Here is a 20,968-nt window from a genome sequence, read left to right as displayed (position 1 = left end):
TGGTTGCTGCATGCTTGGCGGGTAGTGCGCATGCGCAGACCCAGACCGTTGACACTTCCGCCGCGACGACCGTCGCCGCAGGGGCCGCCGCGGCCCAGACCGCCGGCAAGATGGCGCAGGACGATGGCGAGATCGTCGTCACCACGACCGCCCAGAAGCGCTTCGAGAACATCCAGAACGTGCCGCTCGCGGTGCAGGTGGTGACGCCCGCACAGCTCGAAGCCCAGGGCGTTCGCAACTTCCAGGATCTCGGCAAGGTCGCCCCATCGCTGACCATCCGCCCGGCCGAGCATCCGGTCAACTCGAACGTCTCGTTGCGCGGCGTCGGTACCTTCGCGTTCGGCATCGGTGTGGAGTCCTCGGTTGCGGTAACGGTCGACGGCGTGCCGCTCGCCTTTCAGGCGCGTGCCTTCACCGATCTCCCCGATGTGGCGCAGATCGAAGTGCTGCGCGGCCCGCAGAGCACGCTGTACGGCAAGGCTGCCTCGGCCGGTCTGATCAAGATCATGACCACGCAGCCGACCAACGACTTCCACGTCAAGGCGAACCTGCTCGCCACCGACGACAGCGAATATGGTGGCAGCTTCAGCGTAACCGGCCCGATCAGCGAGACGCTCGGCTATGTCTTCTCCGCCAGCTATTCGAACTGGGACGGCAACGTTAAGAACCTGTTCAACGGCAAGCAGGTGAATGGACGCGAAACCCTCAACAGCCGCGGCAAGCTGCGCTGGAAGGCGGCGCCGGACGTCACCTTCACGCTTTCGGGCAACTATCTGAACGGTAACACGACGGTTGGTCGTCCGTTCATTCGCCTGGATCCCAATGGCTATCTGCGTTTCCAGCCTGGTCTGAAGCCGGCGGTGGTGCTGCCCGGCGTGCAGGTGGGGCCGTCCAACCAGACCGTCAGCAACAACTACGACTCGCGGACGAAATATTGGGGCTGGGGCACGATGCTCCGCACCGACGTCAACATCGGCAAGATGAACATCCTCGGGCTGACGTCGTACGATCGTTTCCGCCTCGACGACTATCTCGATCATGACGACACGTCCGCACCTGGCCTTTTCGGCACGAACACGCAGATCGGCGCGTTCAAGTCGCGACTGTTCACGCAGGAAATCCGCCTGCTGTCGCCGGGCACCGACGCGTTCCGATACGCGCTCGGCATCTATTATGCGAACACTGCCTTCAAGCGGCCGTTCCTGCGCGGTCCGGCATTCTCTCCGGCAGACTGGTACGCCACGTCCGGATCGCGCCAGATTGCGGCCTTCGGTCAGATCGACTGGGAGTTCGTGAAGAACCTCACCGCGACGGTCGGCGGTCGTGCGCAAAATGAGCGCGTGCAATATACCTTTACCGATAATCGCGCGAAGGGAAGCTGGAACGGCCACGCCAGCGACAACGCGACCACCTATCGTTTGGGTCTGCAATATCAGGCGACCCGGGACGTCATGGTGTTCGGCAGCTATGCGACCGGCTACAAGGGCCAGACCTACGATCTGACCACCGGCTTCAACCAGCTCCGCGCCAATGCTGGCCCGATCAAGCCGGAGACGTCGAAGGACAAGGAGTTCGGTATCCGCACCCAGTTCTTCGATCGCCACATGACCTTCAACGTCACCTATTTCGATACCAACTACAAGAACCTGCAGGCACAGACGCTGGAGCCGCTGCCGGACGGTACGGCGAACTTCCGCCTGACCAATGTCGGCGGCCTCAACACCAAGGGCCTGGAGTTCGAAAGTGCGGTACGTGTGACGCGCGATCTGACGATCAGCGGCGCGGCGACGTACCTTGATGCCACCTACACGTCCTTCCCGGCGGCACCGTGCTATCCGCGTCAGACGCTTGCAGCCGGCTGCATCCCGAAGGGTGTCACCGGCTATCAGGTCCTGACCGGCACCCGCGCCGTGCAGTCCCCCGAATGGAAGGCGTCGGCGAGCATCGAGTACGCACCGGCGATCACCGAGAAGCTCAACGGCGTCCTGCAGGGTAGCTGGCAATATCAGGGCAGCGTCTATTTCGCAGCACGCGACCCGGAACAATTCCAGCCCGCCTACAGCATCTTCAATCTGAGCGCAGGCGTTCGGGACCACAAGCGGGCGTGGGAGGCGACGGTTTTCGTCAGCAACCTGTTTGACAAGCAGTACTACGGCTCCGTGGTCAATTCCGCAGGCAACTTCAACATCGCGCCCGTTTCGGGAAGCGCAAACGTGATCGCGACGCAAGCGGTGCTACCACGCGACTTCCGTCGGTATGCCGGTGTCCGGTTCGGCCTGAATTACTGATCATTCTTTTCGCCAGGTGCTAGTCGAGGGCGGAAGCGTTGCTTCCGCCCTTTTTTACGCCCAAATGCAATCGTTTGCTCAATTGTGGCTTTGAAGCAACATGAGCTTTCGATGTTGGCAAAGGTCCGGGATAATTCCCAACCAAATTTGGGAATTCTCGCGCTGGTCCTACAATTGTCAGGACAGAGCGACCGGTGGCCAGAGCGTATACCGGCGTGGGGGAGAGGAGGGATGAGGTTCACCTTCTAAAGGGGCATGATACATGAGGGGTTACCAGTTTCCGCTGTGCACGCTTGCGCTCGCCGCATCGTTTATCGGCAGCGCAGCACACGCGAAGTCGGCGGAAGAGCATCGTGATCCGGCGGCCGCGCCGGCCCAGGCCGCGGCGCCGGTGAAGGACGACGGCGAGATCATCGTCACGACGACCGCGCAGAAGCGCTTTGAGAATATCCAGAACGTGCCGCTCGCGGTGCAGGTCGTCACGCCCGCCCAGCTCGAGGCGCAGGGCGTCCGCCACTTCCAGGATCTCGGCAAGGTCGCGCCGTCGCTGGTGATCCGCACCGCCGAGAACCCGGTCAACTCGAACGTCTCGCTGCGCGGCGTCGGCACCTATGCGTTCGGCATCGGCGTCGAATCCTCGGTTGCGGTGACCGTGGACGGCGTGCCGCTCGCCTTTCAGGCACGCGCCTTCACCGATCTGCCCGACGTGGCGATGATCGAAGTGCTGCGCGGGCCGCAGAGCACGCTGTACGGCAAGGCCGCCTCGGCCGGCCTGATCAAGATCATGACCACCCAGCCGACCAGCGACTTCCACGTCAAGGCCAATGCGACGGTCACCGACGATAACGAATATGGCGGCAATTTCAGCGTCACCGGCCCGATCAGCGAGACGCTCGGCTATGTCTTCTCGGCCAGCTATTCCAACTGGGCCGGCAATGTCCGCAACGTGGTCGACGGCAAGGACGTCAACGGCCGCGAAACGCTGAGCACCCGCGGCAAGCTGAAGTGGAAGGCGAGCCCGGACGTCGTCTTCACCGCCTCGGCCAATTACCTCAACGGCAACACCACCGTCGGTCGTCCGTTCATCCGCATGGCGCCGGGCGCGCTGCTGCGCGGCCAGGCCGGCCTGACCGCCGATGTCGTGCTGCCGGGCATCACCATCAGCCCGCTGAACCAGAAGGTTGCGAACAACGATCGCGCCGGCACCAAGTACTGGGGCTGGGGCAGCATGCTGCGCACCGACGTCAATGTCGGCAAGATGCAGGTGCTGGGCCTGACCTCCTACGACAAGTTCCGCATGGACGATTATATCGACCATGACGACACTGCCGCGCCCGGTCCGTATGGCCGCAACATCCAGGTCGGCGCGTTCAAGTCGCGGCTGTTCACGCAGGAAATCCGCCTGCTGTCGCCGGGCACCGATGCGTTCCGCTACGCGCTGGGCCTCTACTACGCCAATACCGGTTTCCGGCGTCCGTTCATGCGCGGGCCGATGTTCGCGCAGCAGAACTGGTACGCCACCTCGGGCTCGCGCCAGGTTGCCGCGTTCGGCCAGATCGACTGGGAGTTCGTGAAGAACCTGACCGCCACCGTCGGCGGCCGCGCGCAGAACGAGCGGGTGAAGTACACCTTCCGTGACAACAATGCGAACGGCAGCTGGGCAGGCCATGCCAGCGACAATGCCACCACCTATCGCCTCGGCCTGCAATATCAGGCGACCCGCGACGTGATGCTCTTCGGCAGCTACGCCACCGGCTACAAGGGCCAGACCTACGATCTGACCAGCAACTTCAACCAGGCGCGTGCCGATGCCGGCCCGATCCGGCCGGAGACGTCGAAGGACAAGGAGTTCGGCGTCCGCACCCAGTTCTTCGGGCGCCGGATGACGTTCAACGTCACCTATTTCGACACCAACTACAAGGACCTGCAGGCGCAGTCGATCGAGACGGTCAACGGCTCCAGCAACTATCGCCTGACGAACGTGGGCGGCATGAACACCAAGGGCCTGGAGTTCGAGAGCGCCGCGCGCGTCACCCATGATCTGACGATCAGCGGTGCGGCGACCTATCTCGACGCCACCTACACCTCGTTCCCTGCGGCGCAATGCTATCCGCTGCAGACCCAGGCGCAGGGCTGCAACCCGGGCAAGCCGGCGTTCCAGAACCTGACCGGCACCCGTGCGATCCAGGCGCCCGAGTGGAAGAGCAACGCGAGCATCGAATATGCACCCGCGCTGACCGAGAAGCTGACCGGCGTGTTCCAGGGCAGCTGGCAGTATCAGTCGAGCGTCTATTATGTGGCGCACGATCCGGAGACCTTCCAGCCGGCCTACAGCATCTTCAACGTCAGCGTCGGCGTGCGCGATCACAAGCGCCGCTGGGAAGCGACGCTGTTCGTCAACAACCTGTTCGACAAGCAGTATTTCCAGTCGCTGGTGAACACCTCGTCGAACTTCATGAGCGCCGGGGCGAATGCGTCGAACGTCATCGCTACCCAGGCGCTGCTGGCGCGCGACTTCCGCCGCTATGCGGGCGTCCGCTTCGGGCTCAACTACTGATCCCTTCGCCCTGCGAACGGAACCCGGGGAGGGGCGGAGGCGATGCTTCCGCCCCTTTTCGTTTGGTGAAGCGCGGGCGCGTACCCTGCGCAAACAGGCTAGACCACAAACATTTTCGGGTAATTTTCCGGTCTGGCCACAACACTTATCCTATAATTCTCACAAAGTCAGTGTCGGCGCGCACGCGCGCAGCCGGCCGTTCCAGCTTGGGAGAGGCAAACGATAGCATCACGCAAGGGATTCAAGTTTCATGAGGGGTTTCCCATTCTCGGCACGCGCCGTCGCGCTGGCCGCCACGTTCCTCGCCGGCAGCGCCTATGCTGCGACGCCCGAGGACGCTGACAAGGGTGCGGGGGCACCCGCCCAGGCCGCGCCGGCGGCCGGGCAGGATGATGGCGAGATCATCGTCACGACGACCGCGCAGAAGCGGTTCGAGAACATCCAGAACGTGCCCCTCGCGGTGCAGGTGGTGACGCCCGCCGATCTCGAGGCGCAGGGCGTCCGCCACTTCCAGGATCTCGGCAAGGTTTCGCCCTCGCTGGTGATCCGCCCCTCGGAAAACCCGGTCAACGCCAATGTCTCGCTGCGCGGCATCGGCACCTTCGCCTATGCGATCGGCGTCGAATCCTCGGTGGCGGTGACGGTCGACGGCGTGCCGCTCGCCTTCCAGGCGCGTGCCTTCTCCGACCTGCCCGACGTGGCGATGATCGAAGTGCTGCGCGGGCCCCAGAGCACGCTGTACGGCAAGGCGGCCTCGGCCGGCCTGATCAAGATCATGACCACCCAGCCGACCAAGGACTTCCATGTGAAGGCCAATGTGCTGGCGACCGACGACCGCGAATATAGCGGGAATTTCAGCGTCACCGGTCCGATCAACGACACTCTCGGCTATGTCGTCTCGGCGAGCTATTCGAACTGGGACGGCAACGTCCTCAACGTGTTCGACAACAAGCGCGTCAACGGCCGCGAGACGCTGAACACTCGCGCCAAGCTGAAGTGGAAGGCGACGCCCGACGCGACCTTCACGCTCTCCGGCAATTATGTGGACGGCAAGACCGATTTCGGCCGCCCGTTCATTCGCATGACGCCGGGCGTGACGCTGCTCAACCGGCCGGGCCTGACCACCGACGTGGTGCTGCCGGGGATCAACATCGATCCGGACAACCAGAAGATCGCCAACAATGATCGCGCGGGCACCAAGTTCGCCGGCGGCGGCGGCATCCTGCGCAGCGACATCAACATCGGCAAGATGCAGGTGCTGGGGCTGACGTCGTACGACAAGTTCCACATGAACGACTATATCGACCAGGACGATACCGTCGCCCCGGGCGCGGTCGGCCGCAACATCCAGGATGGCCGCTTCCAGTCGCGCCTCTTCACCCAGGAAATTCGCCTGCTCTCGCCGGGCGAGGACGCGTTCCGCTACGCGTTGGGCGTCTACTTCGCCGACGCCGCGTTCGAGCGCCGCTTCTATCGCGGCCCCGCCACTTCGGTGCGCAGCTGGTCGGCGACCTCGGGCTCGCGCCAGATCGCCGCGTTCGGCCAGATCGACTGGGAGTTCGTCAAGCACCTGACCGCCACCGTCGGCGGCCGCGCGCAGAACGAGCGGGTGGAGTACACCTTCAACGACAAGCTGCTCGCCACCAACTATGGCGGCCATGCCAGCGACAACGCCACCACCTATCGGCTGGGGCTGAACTGGCAGGCGACGCGCGACATCCTCGCGTTCGGCAGCTACGCCACCGGCTATAAGGGCCAGACCTACGACATCAGCAGCGGCTTCGACCAGAACCGCGCCGACGGCGGTCCGATCCGTCCGGAAACCTCGAAGGATTGGGAATTCGGCCTCCGTACCCAGTTCTTCGACCGGCACCTGACCTTCAACGTCACCTACTTCAACACCGAGTACACCGATCTGCAGGCGCAGACGATCGAGCCGCTGGCGGACGGTACCTCCAACTTCCGTCTTACCAATGTCGGCAAAATGAAGACGCAGGGTCTCGAGTTCGAGGCGGCGGCGCGCGTGATGCGGGACCTGACGATCAACGGCGGGCTCACCTATCTCGATGCAACCTACACCTCCTGGCCGGCAGCACCTTGCTATACCCAGCAAACGCTCGCCCAGGGCTGCATCCCGCAAGGGAAGCTGAAGTATCAGGTGCTTACCGGCACCCGCGCGGTGCAGGCGCCGGAGTGGAAGGGCTCGATGTCGTTCGACTATACCCCGGCGCTCACCGAGAAGCTGAACGGCGTCGTCGTCGGCAGCTGGCAATACCAGACCAGCGTCTATTATGCGGCGCGCGATCCGGAGACGTTCCAGCCGGCCTTCAGCATCTTCAACCTCAGCGTCGGCGTGCGCGAGCATAGCCGCCGCTGGGAAGCGACGCTGTTCGTCAACAACCTGTTCGACAAGCAGTATTTCCCGGCGCTGGTGAACTCGGGCGGCAATTTCGGCCCTGCCGGCACCACCATCGCCACCCAGTCGGTCCTGCCGCGCGATTTCCGTCGCTATGCAGGCCTGCGCTTCGGTGTAAATTACTGATGCAGACACGGGAGGGCGGGGGCGATGCCTCCGCCCTCTCCATCAGGAGAGGAGACCGGATGATCGGCAAAATCGGAATCGCGGCCGCAGCATGCGCAGCCGCGATTTTTGCGTTCGAGGGCCAGGCGCAGCAGGCGCCCGCCAAGCCCAGCGTCGACGCGCCGGAGCTGGCCGCACTCGGCAGCTACGGCATCGGCGTCGCCGATATCGAGTTCGTGGAAGCGGGGCGGGCCGATCCGCTGCAGGGTGACGACAAGCCGGCGATCGTCGACCGGCACATCCCGATCAAGCTCTGGTATCCCGCCGCGGCGAAGGGGGCGGGCACCCGCTATCGCACCGCGCTGCCGGGCGAGAAGGGCAGCGACGTGCCGTTCGAGGTGCCGGGGCTCGCCACGCCCGGCGCGGCGGCGGCCAAGGGGCGTTTCCCGCTGGTGATCCTCGCCCATGGCTACAGCAACACCCCCGAGGTGCTCTCGTGGCTCGGCGAGAATCTGGCGAGCAAGGGCTATGTCGTGGTCGCGCCCGCGTTTCGCGATCCGTCGATCACCATCCGCACGCCCGCCGCCCGTGCCGGCCCGCTGACCAGCCGCCCGCTCGACATCGCCTTCGTCGCCGCCGAGGCACAGCGCCGGGCGCGGGCCGGGCAGGGGGTGTTCGCGGCGGCCGATGCCGCCAGCACCGCGCTGATCGGCTATTCGATGGGCGGCTACGGCGTGCTCACCGCCGCCGGGGCGCCGCTCGACCCCGCGGTGGCGGCTGCGACCCGCGGTGCGCTGGCCCCTTATGTGGCGGGGGCGGAGAAGGCGGAGACGCTCAAGGTCGCCAACCTCAAAGCGGTGGTGGCGATCTCGCCTGCCAGCAACCTCTACGGCACCCCGCTCTGGGCCGCGCCCGGCGTGGCCGCGATCCGCGCGCCGACGCTGTTCATCGTCGGCAGCCAGGACCATGTCGTCGGCTATGATCCCGGCGTGCGCACGCTGTTCGACCAGGAAGTCCATGCGCCGCGCTACCTGCTCACCTTCCGCGAGGCGGCGCACAGCATCGCGCTGATCGGCGCCCCGCCCGCGATGCGCGAGAGCTTCTGGGACCTCGACTGGTTCGAGGACGCGGTGTGGCGCAAGGACCGGCTGATGGCGGTGCAGGCGCATTTCATCACCGCCTTTCTCGACCGCTATGTGAAGGGCGAGGAGGCCAAGGCGGCCTATATCGACGGACTGGTGCCGAACTCGAACGACGGCAAATGGCAGGGCGCGCCCGGCGGCCGCTATGCCGGGTTCAGCCCCGGCGCGCCGGCCTCGACGATCTGGAAGGGCTTCCAGCCCAGCCGCATCTCGGGGATGAACTTCGAGTTCAAGCCCGCCCAGCCGTAAGTGCGGAGGGAGGACGGACTGGCTTTCCGACCTCCCCAGCCCCTCCACCGTCATTCCCGCGAAAGCGGGAATCCATTGCCCTGTGCGCTGGGGGAAGGAACCGCGGCATCAGCGCCAATGGATCCCCGCCTTCGCGGGGATGACGGATGTTGGAGGGATGGTGCGGGGTTTCTATCGGGAGCCGTGCCATCACGGCGCCCGCGTCTCAACACTCGACGACGTTGACCGCCAGGCCGCCGAGGCTCGTTTCCTTGTACTTGGAGCGCATGTCGAGGCCGGTCTGGCGCATCGTCTCGATCACCGCGTCGAGCGACACCTTGTGCGTGCCGTCGCCGTGGAGCGCGAGCATCGCGGCGTTGATCGCCTTCACCGCGCCCATCGTGTTGCGCTCGATGCAGGGGATCTGCACCAGCCCGCCGATCGGATCGCAGGTGAGGCCGAGATTATGCTCCATGCCGATCTCGGCGGCGTTCTCGATCTGCGCGTTGCTGCCGCCGAGCGCCGCGGCGAGCCCCGCCGCCGCCATCGAGCAGGCGACGCCCACTTCGCCCTGGCAGCCCATCTCGGCCGCCGAGATCGAGGCCTGGCGCTTGTAGAGAATGCCAATCGCGGCGGCGGTGAGCAGCAGGCGGCGGGCGCCGTCCCTCGTCGCGTTGCCGACGAAGCACTCGTAATAGCGCAGCACCGCCGGGATCACGCCCGCCGCGCCGTTGGTAGGGGCGGTGACGACGCGGCCGCCGGCGGCATTCTCCTCGTTCACCGCCAGTGCCCAGAGGCTCACCCATTCGAGCACCGAGGCGGGCTCGACCCGGGGACCGCGCGCGATCAGTTTCTGGTGGAGCTTGCGCGCGCGGCGGGGGACCTCCAGGCCGCCGGGCAGGATGCCGTCCTGCGCCATGCCGCGATCCATGCAGGCGTTCATCGCATCGTGGATGCCGTCGACAAAGGCGAGCGTCTCGGCATCGCCCCGCCAACCGCGCTCGTTGGCGAGCATCAGCCCGGCGATATCGAGCCCGAGTTCGTCGCAGCGCTCCAGCATCTCGCGCGCGCTGGCGAAGGGATGGTTGGTGCCGGCGGAGAGGCCTGCCGCGGCTTCCTCGCCCTCGCGCCGGATCGCGCCGCCGCCGACCGAATAATAGGTCCGCTCCAGCACCGCCCCGTCGACCAGCGTGGCGCGCAGCTTCATGCCGTTGGGGTGACCGGGGAGGAACTGGCGCTTGCGAAACTTGAGGTCGGCCTCGGGATCGAAGCCGACCGAGGCGGTGCCGTTCAGCAGGATGCGGCGCTCGGCGGCGATCTGCGCCAGCATCGGCTCCACCGCATCGGGATCGACGCCGTCGGGTCGCTCGCCCGCCAGCCCCAGCACCACCGCGCGATCGGTGGCATGGCCCCGGCCGGTCAGCGCCAGCGATCCGAACAGCTCGCAGCACAGCTTGGTGACGGCGCGGCCGTCCGCCACCACCCAGGCCGCGAAGTCGCGCGCGGCGCGCATCGGTCCCACGGTATGCGAGCTCGACGGCCCGATGCCGATGGTGAACACGTCGGTGATGCTGATCGGCCCTGCATTCGGACCGACGCCTTTGGTCGCCACGGAACCCGTCTCCTGAAACACTCGGTTGCGGGCCCCTTCTGTCCGTTTGCCTGAGATCGCTATCCCGTCGGCGGGCGCGCGGGGCGCCACTCTCCAGAATGTGGTGGCCGGAAGGTCCTTTTGCCTGAGAGTTTCCGGGGCGGTTGCTCCTTCGGCGATCCGGTTTCCCGGATTCTCTCCCTTTCCGACAGCTTGTGTTTCGCCGTGGGGCCTCGCGCTGTCAAACGCTGATTGGGCGGAGCGCCGCCAGTGCGGGGAGCAGTTCGGCGAAGGAATCGATCACGGCGTCGGCGCCCAGCGTGGTCACCGGCACTTGCGAGAAGCCGAAGCTGCAGGCGATCACGGGCAGGCCCGCCGCCTGCGCTGCCTGCACGTCATAGATCGAATCGCCGACGAACGCGGCCGGCCCGCCGCAGCGGCGGAGCATCTCCAGGATCGGCGCGGGCGACGGCTTGGCGGTGCCGGGGCCGAGCGTGTCGCCGCCGATCACCGTGGCGAAGCGGGGGAGCAGGCCGGTCGCCTCGAGCAGCGGCAGGGTGAGGGCCTCGAGCTTGTTGGTCACCACCGCCAGCGTGAGGCCCTGCGCGGCCAGCGCATCGAGCGCGTCCAGCACGCCCGGATAGGGGCGGCTATGCTCGGCAGTGTGCGCGGCATAGGTCTCGACGAAGCGGGGGTAGAGCCGCGCCACAACCGCCGCATCGCCGCCGCCGGTCGCCGCCACCGCCTGCTCCAGCAGCTTGTGCACCCCGCGGCCGACCATCGCGAGGATGCGATCGAGCGGCAGTGCGGGACGGCCGTCCTCCGCCAGCACGCGGTTGAGCGTCGCGGCGAGATCGCCGCTGGTATCGAGCAGCGTGCCGTCGAGATCGAAGCCGATGGTCTTGAAGGGGTTGGGCATGGGCCGTCGCATGGCAGCATCGCGCTGGAAATGCCATCGGCACCGTGGCAGGGGTTGCGGCCAGCTTTACGGAGACCGGACACGTGACTGCACCCATCGCCGCGATCATCCTCGCCGCCGGCAAGGGCACGCGGATGAAATCCGATACGCACAAGGTGCTCCATCCGATCGCCGGGCGGCCGATGCTGCTCCACCTGATTGACAGCGTGAAGGCGCTCGGCGCCGCGCGCGAGGTGGTGGTGGTCGGCGCCGGGCGCGAGCAGGTCGAGGCCGCGGTGACGCCGCTGGGGGCGGAGACCGCGCATCAGGCCGAGCAACTCGGTACCGGCCATGCCGTGCTCCAGGCCAAGGACGCGCTGGCGGGCTTCGAAGGCGACGTGCTGATTCTTTATGGCGACGTGCCGCTGGTCACCACCGCGACGATGCGGCGGATGGTGGATCGCCTGCACGGGCAAGACGATCCGGCCGTGGTCGTCCTCGGCTTCCGTACGGCGGAGCCCGGCGCCTATGGCCGGCTGATCGTCGAGGGCGGCGACCGCCTCTCGAAGATCGTCGAGTACAAGGATGCGAGCCCCGAGGAGCGCGCCGTCACCCTGTGCAATTCGGGTCTGATGGCGGTGCGCGGCGCCGATCTGTTCGCGCTGCTCGATCGCCTGACCAACCAGAATGCAGCGGGCGAATATTACCTGACCGACATCGTCGAACTGGCGAATGGCGACGGCCGGGTCGCGGCGGTGATCGAGACCGGCGCCACCGAAGTCGCCGGCGTCAACAGCCGCGGTGAGCTGGCGGCGCTGGAGGCCGAGTGGCAGCAGGCCCGTCGCGCCCGCGCGATGGTCGAGGGCGCGACGCTAATCGCCCCGGAGACGGTGTGGTTCGCGCACGACACGCAGATCGGCCGCGACGTCACGATCGAGCCGAACGTGGTGTTCGGCCCCGGCGTCACCGTGGCGGACGGCGTGGTGTTGCGCGCGTTCAGCCATATCGAGGGCGCGACCATCGCCAGCGGCGCGACCGTCGGCCCTTATGCCCGGCTGCGCCCCGGCGCGGTGCTGGAGGCGGACTCCCATGTCGGCAATTTCGTCGAGCTCAAGAACGCGGTGCTCGGCAAGGGCGCCAAGGCCAACCACCTCACCTATCTGGGCGATGCCAGCGTTGGCGCCGGGGCGAACATCGGCGCGGGCACGATCACGTGCAATTACAACGGTTTCCTCAAGCAGAAGACGGTGATCGGCGAAGGCGCGTTCATTGGATCGAACAGCGCGCTGGTGGCGCCGGTGACGATCGGCGACGGCGCGATCATCGGCGCCGGATCGGTCATCACCCGCGACGTGGAGGCCGATGCGCTGGCCGTCACGCGCCCGGAAACATTGAAGAAGCAGGGGTGGGCCACGATCTTCCGTGCAACCATGAAGGCACGAAAGGCCGCAAAATGACCGATCGCTACACCGGCAAGCCGTTTCTCAAGCTGCTCGACTGCTATGTGCTCGACGCGATCGGCCATCTCGACCCCAAGACCGATGCCGAACTGACCACGATGGAGCCCAAGCTCCACGAGGCGTTCGAAGCCGAAGGCCCGTGGCGCGGCATCGTCGAGGACAAATTGGGGTTCCAGGACGGCATGCAGGGCGCCATCCTCGAGGTGTGGCAGAACGGCCGGCAGAAGTTCGTCGAGGCGCAGGGCCATGAGCCCGATCCGCGCGAGTTCACCCGGATCTTCATCGACACCAACTTCCCGCACTAAGGCCTTGCGCGCCCGTCCTCACTTGGCGGGGGCAGGGCGCAGCGTCGCGGAGTCGAGGTGCCAGCGCAGCTGCGACGGGGAGGCGCCGTCGACGTCGTTGATACGGCGCACGACATAGCTGCCCGCGATGCGTTGCGCGCTGCCGTCGTCGAGCGTCGCTTCCACGGTCACCGGCACGGTCTGGTAGATGGAGCCGGCGCCGCCCTCGCTTGTGCCGAGCGTGCCGATCGTCACCTTGGTCGCGCGGGTGTGCGCGAACCCCTTCTCGAAGGCGGCGAAGGTCTGGCCCAGCCGGCCGTCATCGCCCCACTGCCTCCAGGCGGTGCCGAAGTCGCGGGCGTCGATTGCGGCGTAATAGCGGCGGACCACGTCGGCGGCGGCCTGGCTGCTCCTGGGATCCACGGTGCAGCCCTGCACCGGCTCGCCGTCGCCGTCGAGCAGGGCGCAGCTGCGGGCGATCTCGTCCTCGATCATCGCACAGCTATTGGCGGCATTGCAGGGCGGATGCGTCGCAGGGGATACGTTGATGCAGAGCTTCACCCGCTGCGCCGCTGCCGCCTTGCCCATCTCGTCCGCGCAGCTGCGGCGCGTGAGGGCTGCCAAGGTGGCGGAGGCGCTGGGCGCGGGCACCGGGCGGGTGACCCGATCCGCACGCGTCGTCGCCTGGTTGCCCATCGTCGTGGCGTTCGAGACAGGGTCCGTGCGATCGGAGCCGCCGCAAGCGCCCAGGGGCAGCAACAGCGCGAACAGCGCGATCTTCGGACGGAACATCAAACAACCTCTTCTCGATGGCACAGGCAAGCTGCCGGGCAGGACGCGACCCTAAACGTCGCGCGACATATTTGGGCGCATGCATCGTTCAGCTTGTCGCAACGATAGCGCGTCTAGGCGCGGCCGCCGGCCCGCGCTAGGGCAGGGGCAGGAGGACGGATGCCATGTGCGGAATCGTTGGAATCGTTGGCAGGGAAGACGTCGCAGAGCGTCTGTTCGAAGGGCTCAAGCGCCTGGAATATCGCGGCTATGATTCGGCCGGCATCGCGACGGACGTAGACGGCAAGATCGAGCGCCGCCGCGCCTCGGGCAAGTTGGTGAACCTGGGCAAGGAACTCGCCGCCCACCCGCTGCCCGGCACCACCGGCATCGCGCACACGCGTTGGGCGACGCATGGCGGCCCGACGACCAATAACGCGCACCCGCACGCCACCGGCGAAGTCGCGCTGGTCCACAACGGCATCATCGAGAACTTCAAGACGCTGCGCGAGGAGCTGATCGCGCGCGGCCGCATTTTCACCAGCGAGACCGATACCGAGGTCGTCGCGCATCTGGTGAGCGAGAAGGTGGAGGCCGGCATGGCCCCGGCGGATGCGGTGCGCGAGGTGCTGCCGCGCCTCCACGGCGCCTTCGCGCTCGCCATCCTGTTCCGCGAGCATCCGGACCTGCTGATCGGCGCGCGGCTCGGCTCGCCGCTGGTCGTCGGCTATGGCGAGGGCGAGACCTATCTCGGCTCCGACGCGCTGGCGCTGGCGCCGCTCACCCAGCGCATCGCCTATCTGGAAGAGGGCGACTGGGTCGTCATCACCAAGGATGGGGCCGAAATCTTCGACAAGGACAACAATCCCGTCGAGCGGCCGATCACCATCTCGGGCGTCACCGGCGAGCTGATCTCCAAGGGCAACCATCGGCATTACATGCTGAAGGAGATTTACGAGCAGCCGATCGTCGTGGCGCAGACGCTGCGCTCCTACCTCCAGCGCATGGAGGAGAAGATCACGCTGCCGATTCCGGACTTCGATCTCTCGGCGATCAAGCGCGTCACCATCGTCGCCTGCGGCACCAGCTACTATGCCGGCATGGTGGCGAAATACTGGTTCGAGCAGTTCGCCCGCGTGCCGGTCGACATCGATGTCGCCTCCGAATTCCGCTACCGCGCGCCGGTGATGGAAGAGGGCGGGCTGATGATCGTGATCAGCCAGTCGGGCGAGACCGCGGACACGCTGGCCGCGCTCCGCCACGCGCGCAGCGAGGGGCAGAAGATCGCCGCCGTCGTCAACGTGCCGACCAGTTCGATGGCGCGCGAGGCGGACCTGCTGCTGCCCACCCATGCCGGCCCGGAGATCGGCGTCGCCTCGACCAAGGCGTTCACCTGCCAGCTGGCGGTGCTCGCGGCGCTGGCGGCCAATCTCGCACGCGCCAAGGGCAAGCTCGACGAAGCCGAGGAGCGCCGCATCGTCCGTCACCTGGCGGAGGCGCCGTCCTCGCTCAACGCGGCGCTCGCCTATGACGAGTCGATCCAGGCGATGGCGGGGGTGATCGCGGCGGCGCGCGACGTGCTGTATCTCGGCCGCGGCACCGATTACCCGCTGGCGTTGGAAGGCGCGCTGAAGCTGAAGGAAATCAGCTACATCCACGCCGAGGGCTATGCCGCCGGCGAGATGAAGCACGGGCCGATCGCGCTGATCGACGATGCCGTGCCGGTGATCGTCATCGCCCCCTCGGGCCCCTTGTTCGACAAGACCGTCAGCAACATGCAGGAAGTGCAGGCGCGCGGCGGCAAGGTGGTGCTGATCTCGGACTATGACGGCATCCAGGCGGCGGGCGATGGCTGCATCGCCACCATCACCATGCCCAAGGTCCACCCGCTGATCGCGCCGCTGGTCTATGCGGTGCCGGTGCAGTTGCTCGCCTATCACGTCGCCGTCGCCAAGGGCACCGACGTCGACCAGCCGCGCAACCTGGCCAAGTCCGTAACCGTCGAGTGACGTGCGGGCGTGGCCGGGGGCTCCCCCCGGCCACGCCGGAGGTCACTGCTCGCGCGCGGCCTCGCGGCGGATCTGTTCGATCGGCTGGACCAGATAGGCCAGGATCGAGCGGCGGCCGATCGAGATGTCGTTGGTGGTGGCGAGGCCCGAGCCGAGCGCGACCTTGCCCTTCTCGGTATCGATGCTCGCCTTTTCCAGCGCGATGCGGGCGAGGAAATAGGGGCCGATATCCTTGTCCGGCACCGCGTCGCGGCTGATCGTCAGGATCCGGCCGGGGATGGTGCCATAGGTGGTGAAGGGGAAGGCCTGGAGCTTCACCGCCACCGGCTGGCCCGGGCGCACGAAGCCCGCGTCGCGGTTGAGCACCTTGGCCTCGACGGTCAGCCCGCCATTGGGCACCACGATCATCAGCGGCTTGGCCGGTTCGACCACGCCGCCGATCGTGTGAACCGCGAGCTGCTGCACCGTGCCCGCCACCGGCGCGTAGAGCCGCTGCAGCCGCGACTTTTCGCGCGCCTTGCGCAGCTCCTCGGCACGCAGCACGGCGTCGCCCTGCGCCTTGGCGAGCTCGGCCAGCGCGCGCTGCTGCGCCTCGGCGCGGGTCTGGACGCCCTGGTCGCCGAACTTGCGCGCCTCAGACAGTGCGCGCGCCTGCTGCGCCTCGGCCACCTTGCGCTCGCCGCCTTCGGAGTGGCGCTGGCGCTCCAGCTCCATCAGCCGCAGCCCGGGGGCATAGCCCTTCGCGGCGAGGCCGTTCATCGCGTCGATCTCGGCATCGAGTACCGGGGCGGTCGCGTGATATTTGCGGACCTGCTCGGCCGCCGCCCGAGCATCGGCCATCGCCGAGGCGCGCGCGGCGCCATAGCCATGCACTGCCGCCTCGATCTGCGCGAGCTGCGCGGCGATCAGGCGGCGCTGCGTCTCCACCACCTCGGGCGGGGTGCCTGCGGGTGCTGCGAAGCGCAAGGGGCCGCCGCGCAGCGCATCGGCAATGGCCTGGGCGCGCGCGACATCGAGCTGGGCGGTCGCCAGCGCCTGCTCGGCCTGGCGTTCCTCGGCGCCGGAGACGGTGGGGTCGAGATCGAGCAGCGGCTGGCCCTTCTGCACCACATCGCCCTCATGGACGAAGATGTGGCGGACCACGCCGGTCTCCGAGGCCTGGACCAGCTTGACGCTGTCCGCGGGCACGATGCTGCCCTCCGCCGAGGCAACCACGTCGACCTTGCCGAAGGTCATCCAGAGCAGCGTGAGGAGAAAGCAGAGCAGCAGCAGCCAGGCGGTCACCCGGCCGGTGGGGGAGACCGGCTTCTCGATCACCTCCAGCGCGGCGGGCAGGAAGTCGGGCTCGTGGCTGACGAGCCGGCCTTGCGTCCGGGCCTTTTCGGTGCGGACGGCGTCCATCCAGAGATGGGCATAATGGCGGAGCGCGTTCATGCCGCGAATCCCTGGGTCACGCCTGCCTGGCGGCGGTGGAGGTCGGCATAGCGGCCGTCGAGCGCGAGCAGTTCGTGGTGGCTGCCGCGCTCGACGATGTGGCCGCGCTCGAGCGTGATGATGGTGTCGCACTGGCGGATCGCCGACAGGCGGTGTGCGATGATCAGCACCGTGCGGCCCTCCGCCATCGCCTTGAGGTTGGTCTGGATGATTTCCTCGCTTTCGGCGTCGAGCGCGGAGGTCGCTTCGTCGAAGATCAGGATGCGCGGATCGGTGACCAGCGCACGGGCGATGGCGAGCCGCTGGCGCTGGCCGCCGGAAAGGTTGGTGCCGCGCTCCTCGATCATCGTGTCATAGCCCTGGGGCAGTCGGGTGATGAACTCGTGCGCGCCGGCCAGCTCGGCCGCAGCAATCACCTTTTCCAGCGGCAGCGCCGGGTTGGCCAGCGCGATGTTCTCGCGCACGCTGCGGCTGAACAGCAAATTTTCCTGCAGCACCACGCCGATCTGGCGGCGCAGCCAGGCCGGATCGATCTGGGCGATGTCGACACCGTCGATCAGCACCCGCCCGCCGGCGGGTACGTACAGCCGCTGGAGCAGCTTGGTGAGCGTCGACTTGCCCGATCCCGACGAGCCGACGATGCCGAGCGACTGGCCGGAGAGGACGGTGAGGTCGATATCCTCCAGCGTCCAGGGCCCTTCCAGCCCGTAGCGGAACTTCACATTCTCGAACCGCACCTCGCCGCGCAGCGCCGGCAGCGCCACCTGGCTGCCCGCGCCCGGCTCGGTCGGCTGGTTGAGCACGTCGCCCAGCCGCGCGACCGAGATGCGCACCTGCTGGAAATCCTGCCACAGCTGCGCCATCCGGATCACCGGCCCGGACAGGCGCTGCGCGAACATGTTGAACGCGACCAGCCCGCCGACGGTGAGCTCGTGCGCGATGACCTGCTTGGCGCCGAAATAGAGGATGCCGGCCATGCTCAGCTTGGAGATCAGCTGGATCGCCTGGCTGCCGGTATTGCCCAGATCGATCACCCGCTGGCTAGCGTGCGAATAGCCGGCCAGCTGGCGCTCCCAGCGGTCCTGCCATTGCGGCTCGACCGCCGCGGCCTTGATCGTCTGGATGCCGCCGATGCTCTCGATCAGCAGCGCGTTGTTCGCCGAGCCGCGCTCGAACTTGTCGTTCACCCGCGCCCGCAAGGGACCGGTGACCAGGATCGCGACCGCGAAATAGGCCGGGATGGTCAGCACCGCGACGATCGAGAGCGACGGCGAATAGATGAACATCGCCACCAGGAACACGATGGTGAACAGCGGATCGACCAGCACCGAGAGCGAGGCGTTGGTGAGGAACTCGCGCACCGATTCGAGCTGGCGCACGCGCATCGCGGTGTCGCCCACCCGCCGCGCCTCGAAATAGCCGAGCGGCAGCCGCAGCAGGTGCCAGAACAGCTTGGCGCCGAGCTCGACGTCGATCTTCTGGCTGGTCTCCGAATAGAGCCGGGTGCGCAGCCAGCCGAACAGCGTCTCCCACACCGACACCGCTACGAACCCGATCGCCAGCACGGTCAGCGTCGAGAGCGTGTTGTGGACCAGCACCTTGTCGACGATGTTCTGGAAGAACAAAGGCGCGGCGAGCCCCAGCAGGTTCAGCACCAGCGTGATCAGCAACACCTCGCCGATCAGCTTGCGATACTTGGCGGCCTGGGGGACGAACCAGCTGAAGTCGAACGCGCGGGCGGTGGCGCCCACTGCCTCGCGGGTGGTGACCAGCACCAGCTCGCCCGACCAGAACTGCGCCATCTCCCCGCGATGGACCTTCACGATCCCTTCGCCGGGGCGCTGGATCAGTGCCTCGTCGCCCGCGACCCGGCCGAGCAGGAACCAGCCGTCGGGGCCATTGGCGAGCACCGGCAGCGGCAGGCGGGCGAGCTGGTCCCAGCTCGCCGTGCGGCTGCGCGCCTTGGTGCCCTCCTGTCGGCGAATCAGGCGCAGCATGTCGGTGGCGTCGAGCGGCGCCTGGTGGCCGATCGCATGTCGCAGCTGGGCGGGGTCGGCGGCGATGCGGTGCATGCCCAGCAGCTGGGCGAGCATGATGGGGCCGCTCTCGGTCCGGTTCGAGGCGTCGCTCACGGGTTGGGCTTTCGAAGGCTGGGGGTGATGGGCTGCGGGGCGATCACCGCCGCATCCGGCTTGAGCACGGGCGCAACGGCGTGCGCCGGTCGAGTGGGCGCGTGGACCCGCGCGGCGGGCACCAGGATCGCGTCGAGCGCGCCGACCGTGTCGTCGAGCGGCAGCCGATTGGCTTCGCGGGCTGCGGCCCGCGCCGGCTGCGGGTCGTGGAGCGGCACGCCGCTGGTAAGGTCGTCGGCCTCGAGCGTGCCGATCCGGCGGAGCAATGTCGCGCGGCTCACGTAGCGGTCGCGCTCGGCATCGAGCACCGCGACCTCGGCGTCGCGCAGCGTCTGCTGGGCATAGAGCAGGTCGAAGGTCGAGCGCAGGCCCAGCCGATATTCGGCCAGCATGCCTTCCAGCTGGGTGCCTGCCGCCTGGCGGCGCTGGGCGCTGATCGTGCCGATCCGGTCGGCGGTGGCGATGTCGTTCCAGGCATCGGTCACCACCCGCGCCAGTTCGCGCTCGGCGGCTTCGATGCGGAGCCGGTCGGCCTGGGCGCGGGCGGTCGCCTCGCGCACCTGGGAGGCGCGCAGCCCGCCGCCGAGCAGCGGCACCGAGAGCACGACGCTGCCCGAATAGGCCTGGTCCTGATCGGGCAGGCGATAGGGGAGCTTGGCCCGGCCGCTGAGCCGGGCCGAGCCGCGCACGGCGAGGGTGGGGCGGCCGGTGGCGCGCGCCGCCTCGACGTCGTGGAGCGAGGCCTGGGCGGTGTTGCGCGCATAGGCGAGCTCCGGGCTGCGCTGCGCGGCGAGGAAGAAGGCGCGGTCGGGATCGGCGGGCAGCCCGGGCAGGGCCGGCGGCACCGGCGCGGTCTCCAGCCCGGCGCCGACCACCGAGAGGAAATCGGCCTGGGCAGTGCGCAGCGACTGTTCCGCCTGGAGCAGCTGCGCCTCGGCCTGGGCGACCTGGCCGCGCGCCTGGGCGATGTCGCTGCGGGTCAGCTCGCCGGCGACCTGGCGCGCCTCGATCTCGTCGAGCAGCTTGTGCAGTTCCTGCACGCTGGCGGCGCGCACCTCGCGCTCGGCACCGAAGCGGTAGATGTCCATATAGCTGGAGACCACCGACAGCAGCAGATCGCCTTCGGTGGCGCGCAGCCGCTGCTCGCCGGCGCTCACCGTGGCCTCGGCCGAGCGCCGCGTCGCGGTGGCATGCCCGCCGGTATAGAGCGGTTGCTGCACGCTGAGGCCGAGCTGGCTCTGCGACTGGGCGCTGTAGGGCGTGCCGAACAGGTTTTCGCGGCGGGAGACCCGGCCCTCGATGTTCCACTGATAGCCGGCGGTCACCTGAGCATCGGCGCGCAGCCGCAGCTCGGCCTTGGCCTGGGCGATCCGTTCGTCGACGCCGCGCAGGTCGTAGCGGGTCGCCTGTAGCGTGGGGTTGTTGCGATAGGCGAGGGCGATCGCTGCGGCGAGCGTCCGCACCGACTGCGGGCGATCCGCGTCGATGGGGGCAACCGTCTGGGCAATCGCGTGGGTGGGGAGCAGCGCGCCGGCACAGGCGAGCGCGATCGTGCATCCCCCGCGCAGCGAGGCGGCGCGAGCCCGATGAGATGGGCGCAAGAAATGCGTTCCTTACAAATGGAAAAGGGGCGCCGCGTGGGGGACGAACCGC

General features: G+C 67.6%; 13 protein-coding genes and 1 riboswitch. Of the genes, 7 read left to right on the top strand and 6 right to left on the bottom strand.

Annotated features, from left to right (window positions below; translation table 11 throughout):
• Positions 1-14: 14 nt before the first annotated feature.
• The 4 genes from BM009_RS03250 to BM009_RS03235 all read left to right on the top strand — a co-directional run bounded on the left by BM009_RS03250 (position 15) and on the right by BM009_RS03235 (position 8,757).
• Positions 15-2,288: a TonB-dependent receptor gene (locus tag BM009_RS03250; RefSeq protein WP_254772129.1), complete on the top strand. Its 2,274-nt coding sequence runs from the start codon at positions 15-17 to the stop codon at positions 2,286-2,288.
• A gap of 262 nt (positions 2,289-2,550) precedes the next feature.
• Positions 2,551-4,845, top strand: coding sequence for a TonB-dependent receptor (locus BM009_RS03245; protein ID WP_093293754.1), 2,295 nt, complete (start codon positions 2,551-2,553; stop codon positions 4,843-4,845).
• A gap of 250 nt (positions 4,846-5,095) precedes the next feature.
• Entirely contained in the window at positions 5,096-7,387 is a 2,292-nt protein-coding gene (locus BM009_RS03240; RefSeq protein WP_093293751.1) for a TonB-dependent receptor, read from the top strand.
• 59 nt (positions 7,388-7,446) lie between these two features.
• The gene (locus BM009_RS03235; protein WP_093293747.1) at positions 7,447-8,757 is read left to right on the top strand and encodes an alpha/beta hydrolase family protein; all 1,311 of its coding nucleotides are present in this window, start codon (positions 7,447-7,449) and stop codon (positions 8,755-8,757) included.
• A 205-nt stretch (positions 8,758-8,962) separates the two neighbouring features.
• Here BM009_RS03235 and BM009_RS03230 read toward each other — a convergent pair whose 3' ends face one another.
• Complete coding sequence (locus BM009_RS03230) at positions 8,963-10,348, bottom strand: L-serine ammonia-lyase (RefSeq protein WP_093294607.1); 1,386 nt, start codon at positions 10,346-10,348, stop codon at positions 8,963-8,965.
• Between the two features lie 102 nt (positions 10,349-10,450).
• A riboswitch (glycine riboswitch) is annotated at positions 10,451-10,540 on the bottom strand.
• Between the two features lie 28 nt (positions 10,541-10,568).
• Positions 10,569-11,246 carry an HAD-IA family hydrolase gene (locus BM009_RS03225; RefSeq protein WP_093293744.1) on the bottom strand — a complete coding sequence of 226 codons (678 nt, stop codon included), beginning with the start codon at positions 11,244-11,246 and terminating at the stop codon, positions 10,569-10,571.
• 83 nt (positions 11,247-11,329) lie between these two features.
• On the opposite strand from BM009_RS03225, the gene glmU reads away from it, so the two are divergent.
• Positions 11,330-12,682 (top strand): bifunctional UDP-N-acetylglucosamine diphosphorylase/glucosamine-1-phosphate N-acetyltransferase GlmU, encoded by a 1,353-nt coding sequence (gene glmU, locus BM009_RS03220; RefSeq protein ID WP_093293742.1) that lies wholly within the window; start codon positions 11,330-11,332, stop codon positions 12,680-12,682.
• Positions 12,679-12,990, top strand: coding sequence for a hypothetical protein (locus BM009_RS03215; RefSeq protein ID WP_093293739.1), 312 nt, complete (start codon positions 12,679-12,681; stop codon positions 12,988-12,990). The genes glmU and BM009_RS03215 overlap by 4 nt, the downstream gene beginning before the upstream one ends.
• An 18-nt stretch (positions 12,991-13,008) precedes the next feature.
• Here BM009_RS03215 and BM009_RS03210 read toward each other — a convergent pair whose 3' ends face one another.
• A complete protein-coding gene (locus BM009_RS03210; RefSeq protein WP_093293736.1) occupies positions 13,009-13,761 on the bottom strand; it encodes a hypothetical protein in 753 nt (250 codons plus the stop codon).
• Positions 13,762-13,925: 164 nt separating this feature from the next.
• On the opposite strand from BM009_RS03210, the gene glmS reads away from it, so the two are divergent.
• Positions 13,926-15,749, top strand: a complete 1,824-nt coding sequence (glmS, locus tag BM009_RS03205; RefSeq protein WP_093293733.1) for a glutamine--fructose-6-phosphate transaminase (isomerizing) — start codon at positions 13,926-13,928, stop codon at positions 15,747-15,749.
• A gap of 42 nt (positions 15,750-15,791) precedes the next feature.
• Here the strand turns inward: glmS and BM009_RS03200 are convergent, their stop codons facing one another.
• The 3 genes from BM009_RS03200 to BM009_RS03190 are packed head-to-tail and all read right to left on the bottom strand — an operon-like array spanning position 15,792 to position 20,916.
• A complete protein-coding gene (locus tag BM009_RS03200) occupies positions 15,792-17,183 on the bottom strand; it encodes an HlyD family type I secretion periplasmic adaptor subunit (RefSeq protein ID WP_093293730.1) in 1,392 nt (463 codons plus the stop codon).
• On the bottom strand, positions 17,180-19,315 hold the full coding sequence (locus BM009_RS03195) for a type I secretion system permease/ATPase (RefSeq protein ID WP_302847345.1): 2,136 nt from the start codon (positions 19,313-19,315) through the stop codon (positions 17,180-17,182). The genes BM009_RS03200 and BM009_RS03195 overlap by 4 nt, the downstream gene beginning before the upstream one ends.
• Positions 19,312-20,916 (bottom strand): TolC family protein, encoded by a 1,605-nt coding sequence (locus tag BM009_RS03190; RefSeq protein WP_093293728.1) that lies wholly within the window; start codon positions 20,914-20,916, stop codon positions 19,312-19,314. Before BM009_RS03190 ends, BM009_RS03195 begins: the two co-directional genes overlap by 4 nt.
• Positions 20,917-20,968: the final 52 nt, after the last annotated feature.

It is taken from the genome of Sphingomonas sp. NFR04 (genome assembly GCF_900114095.1).
Taxonomy (GTDB): domain Bacteria; phylum Pseudomonadota; class Alphaproteobacteria; order Sphingomonadales; family Sphingomonadaceae; genus Sphingomonas.
Note: the sequence above shows the minus strand (reverse complement) of the source record. Positions and strands in the feature narration are given on the sequence as shown.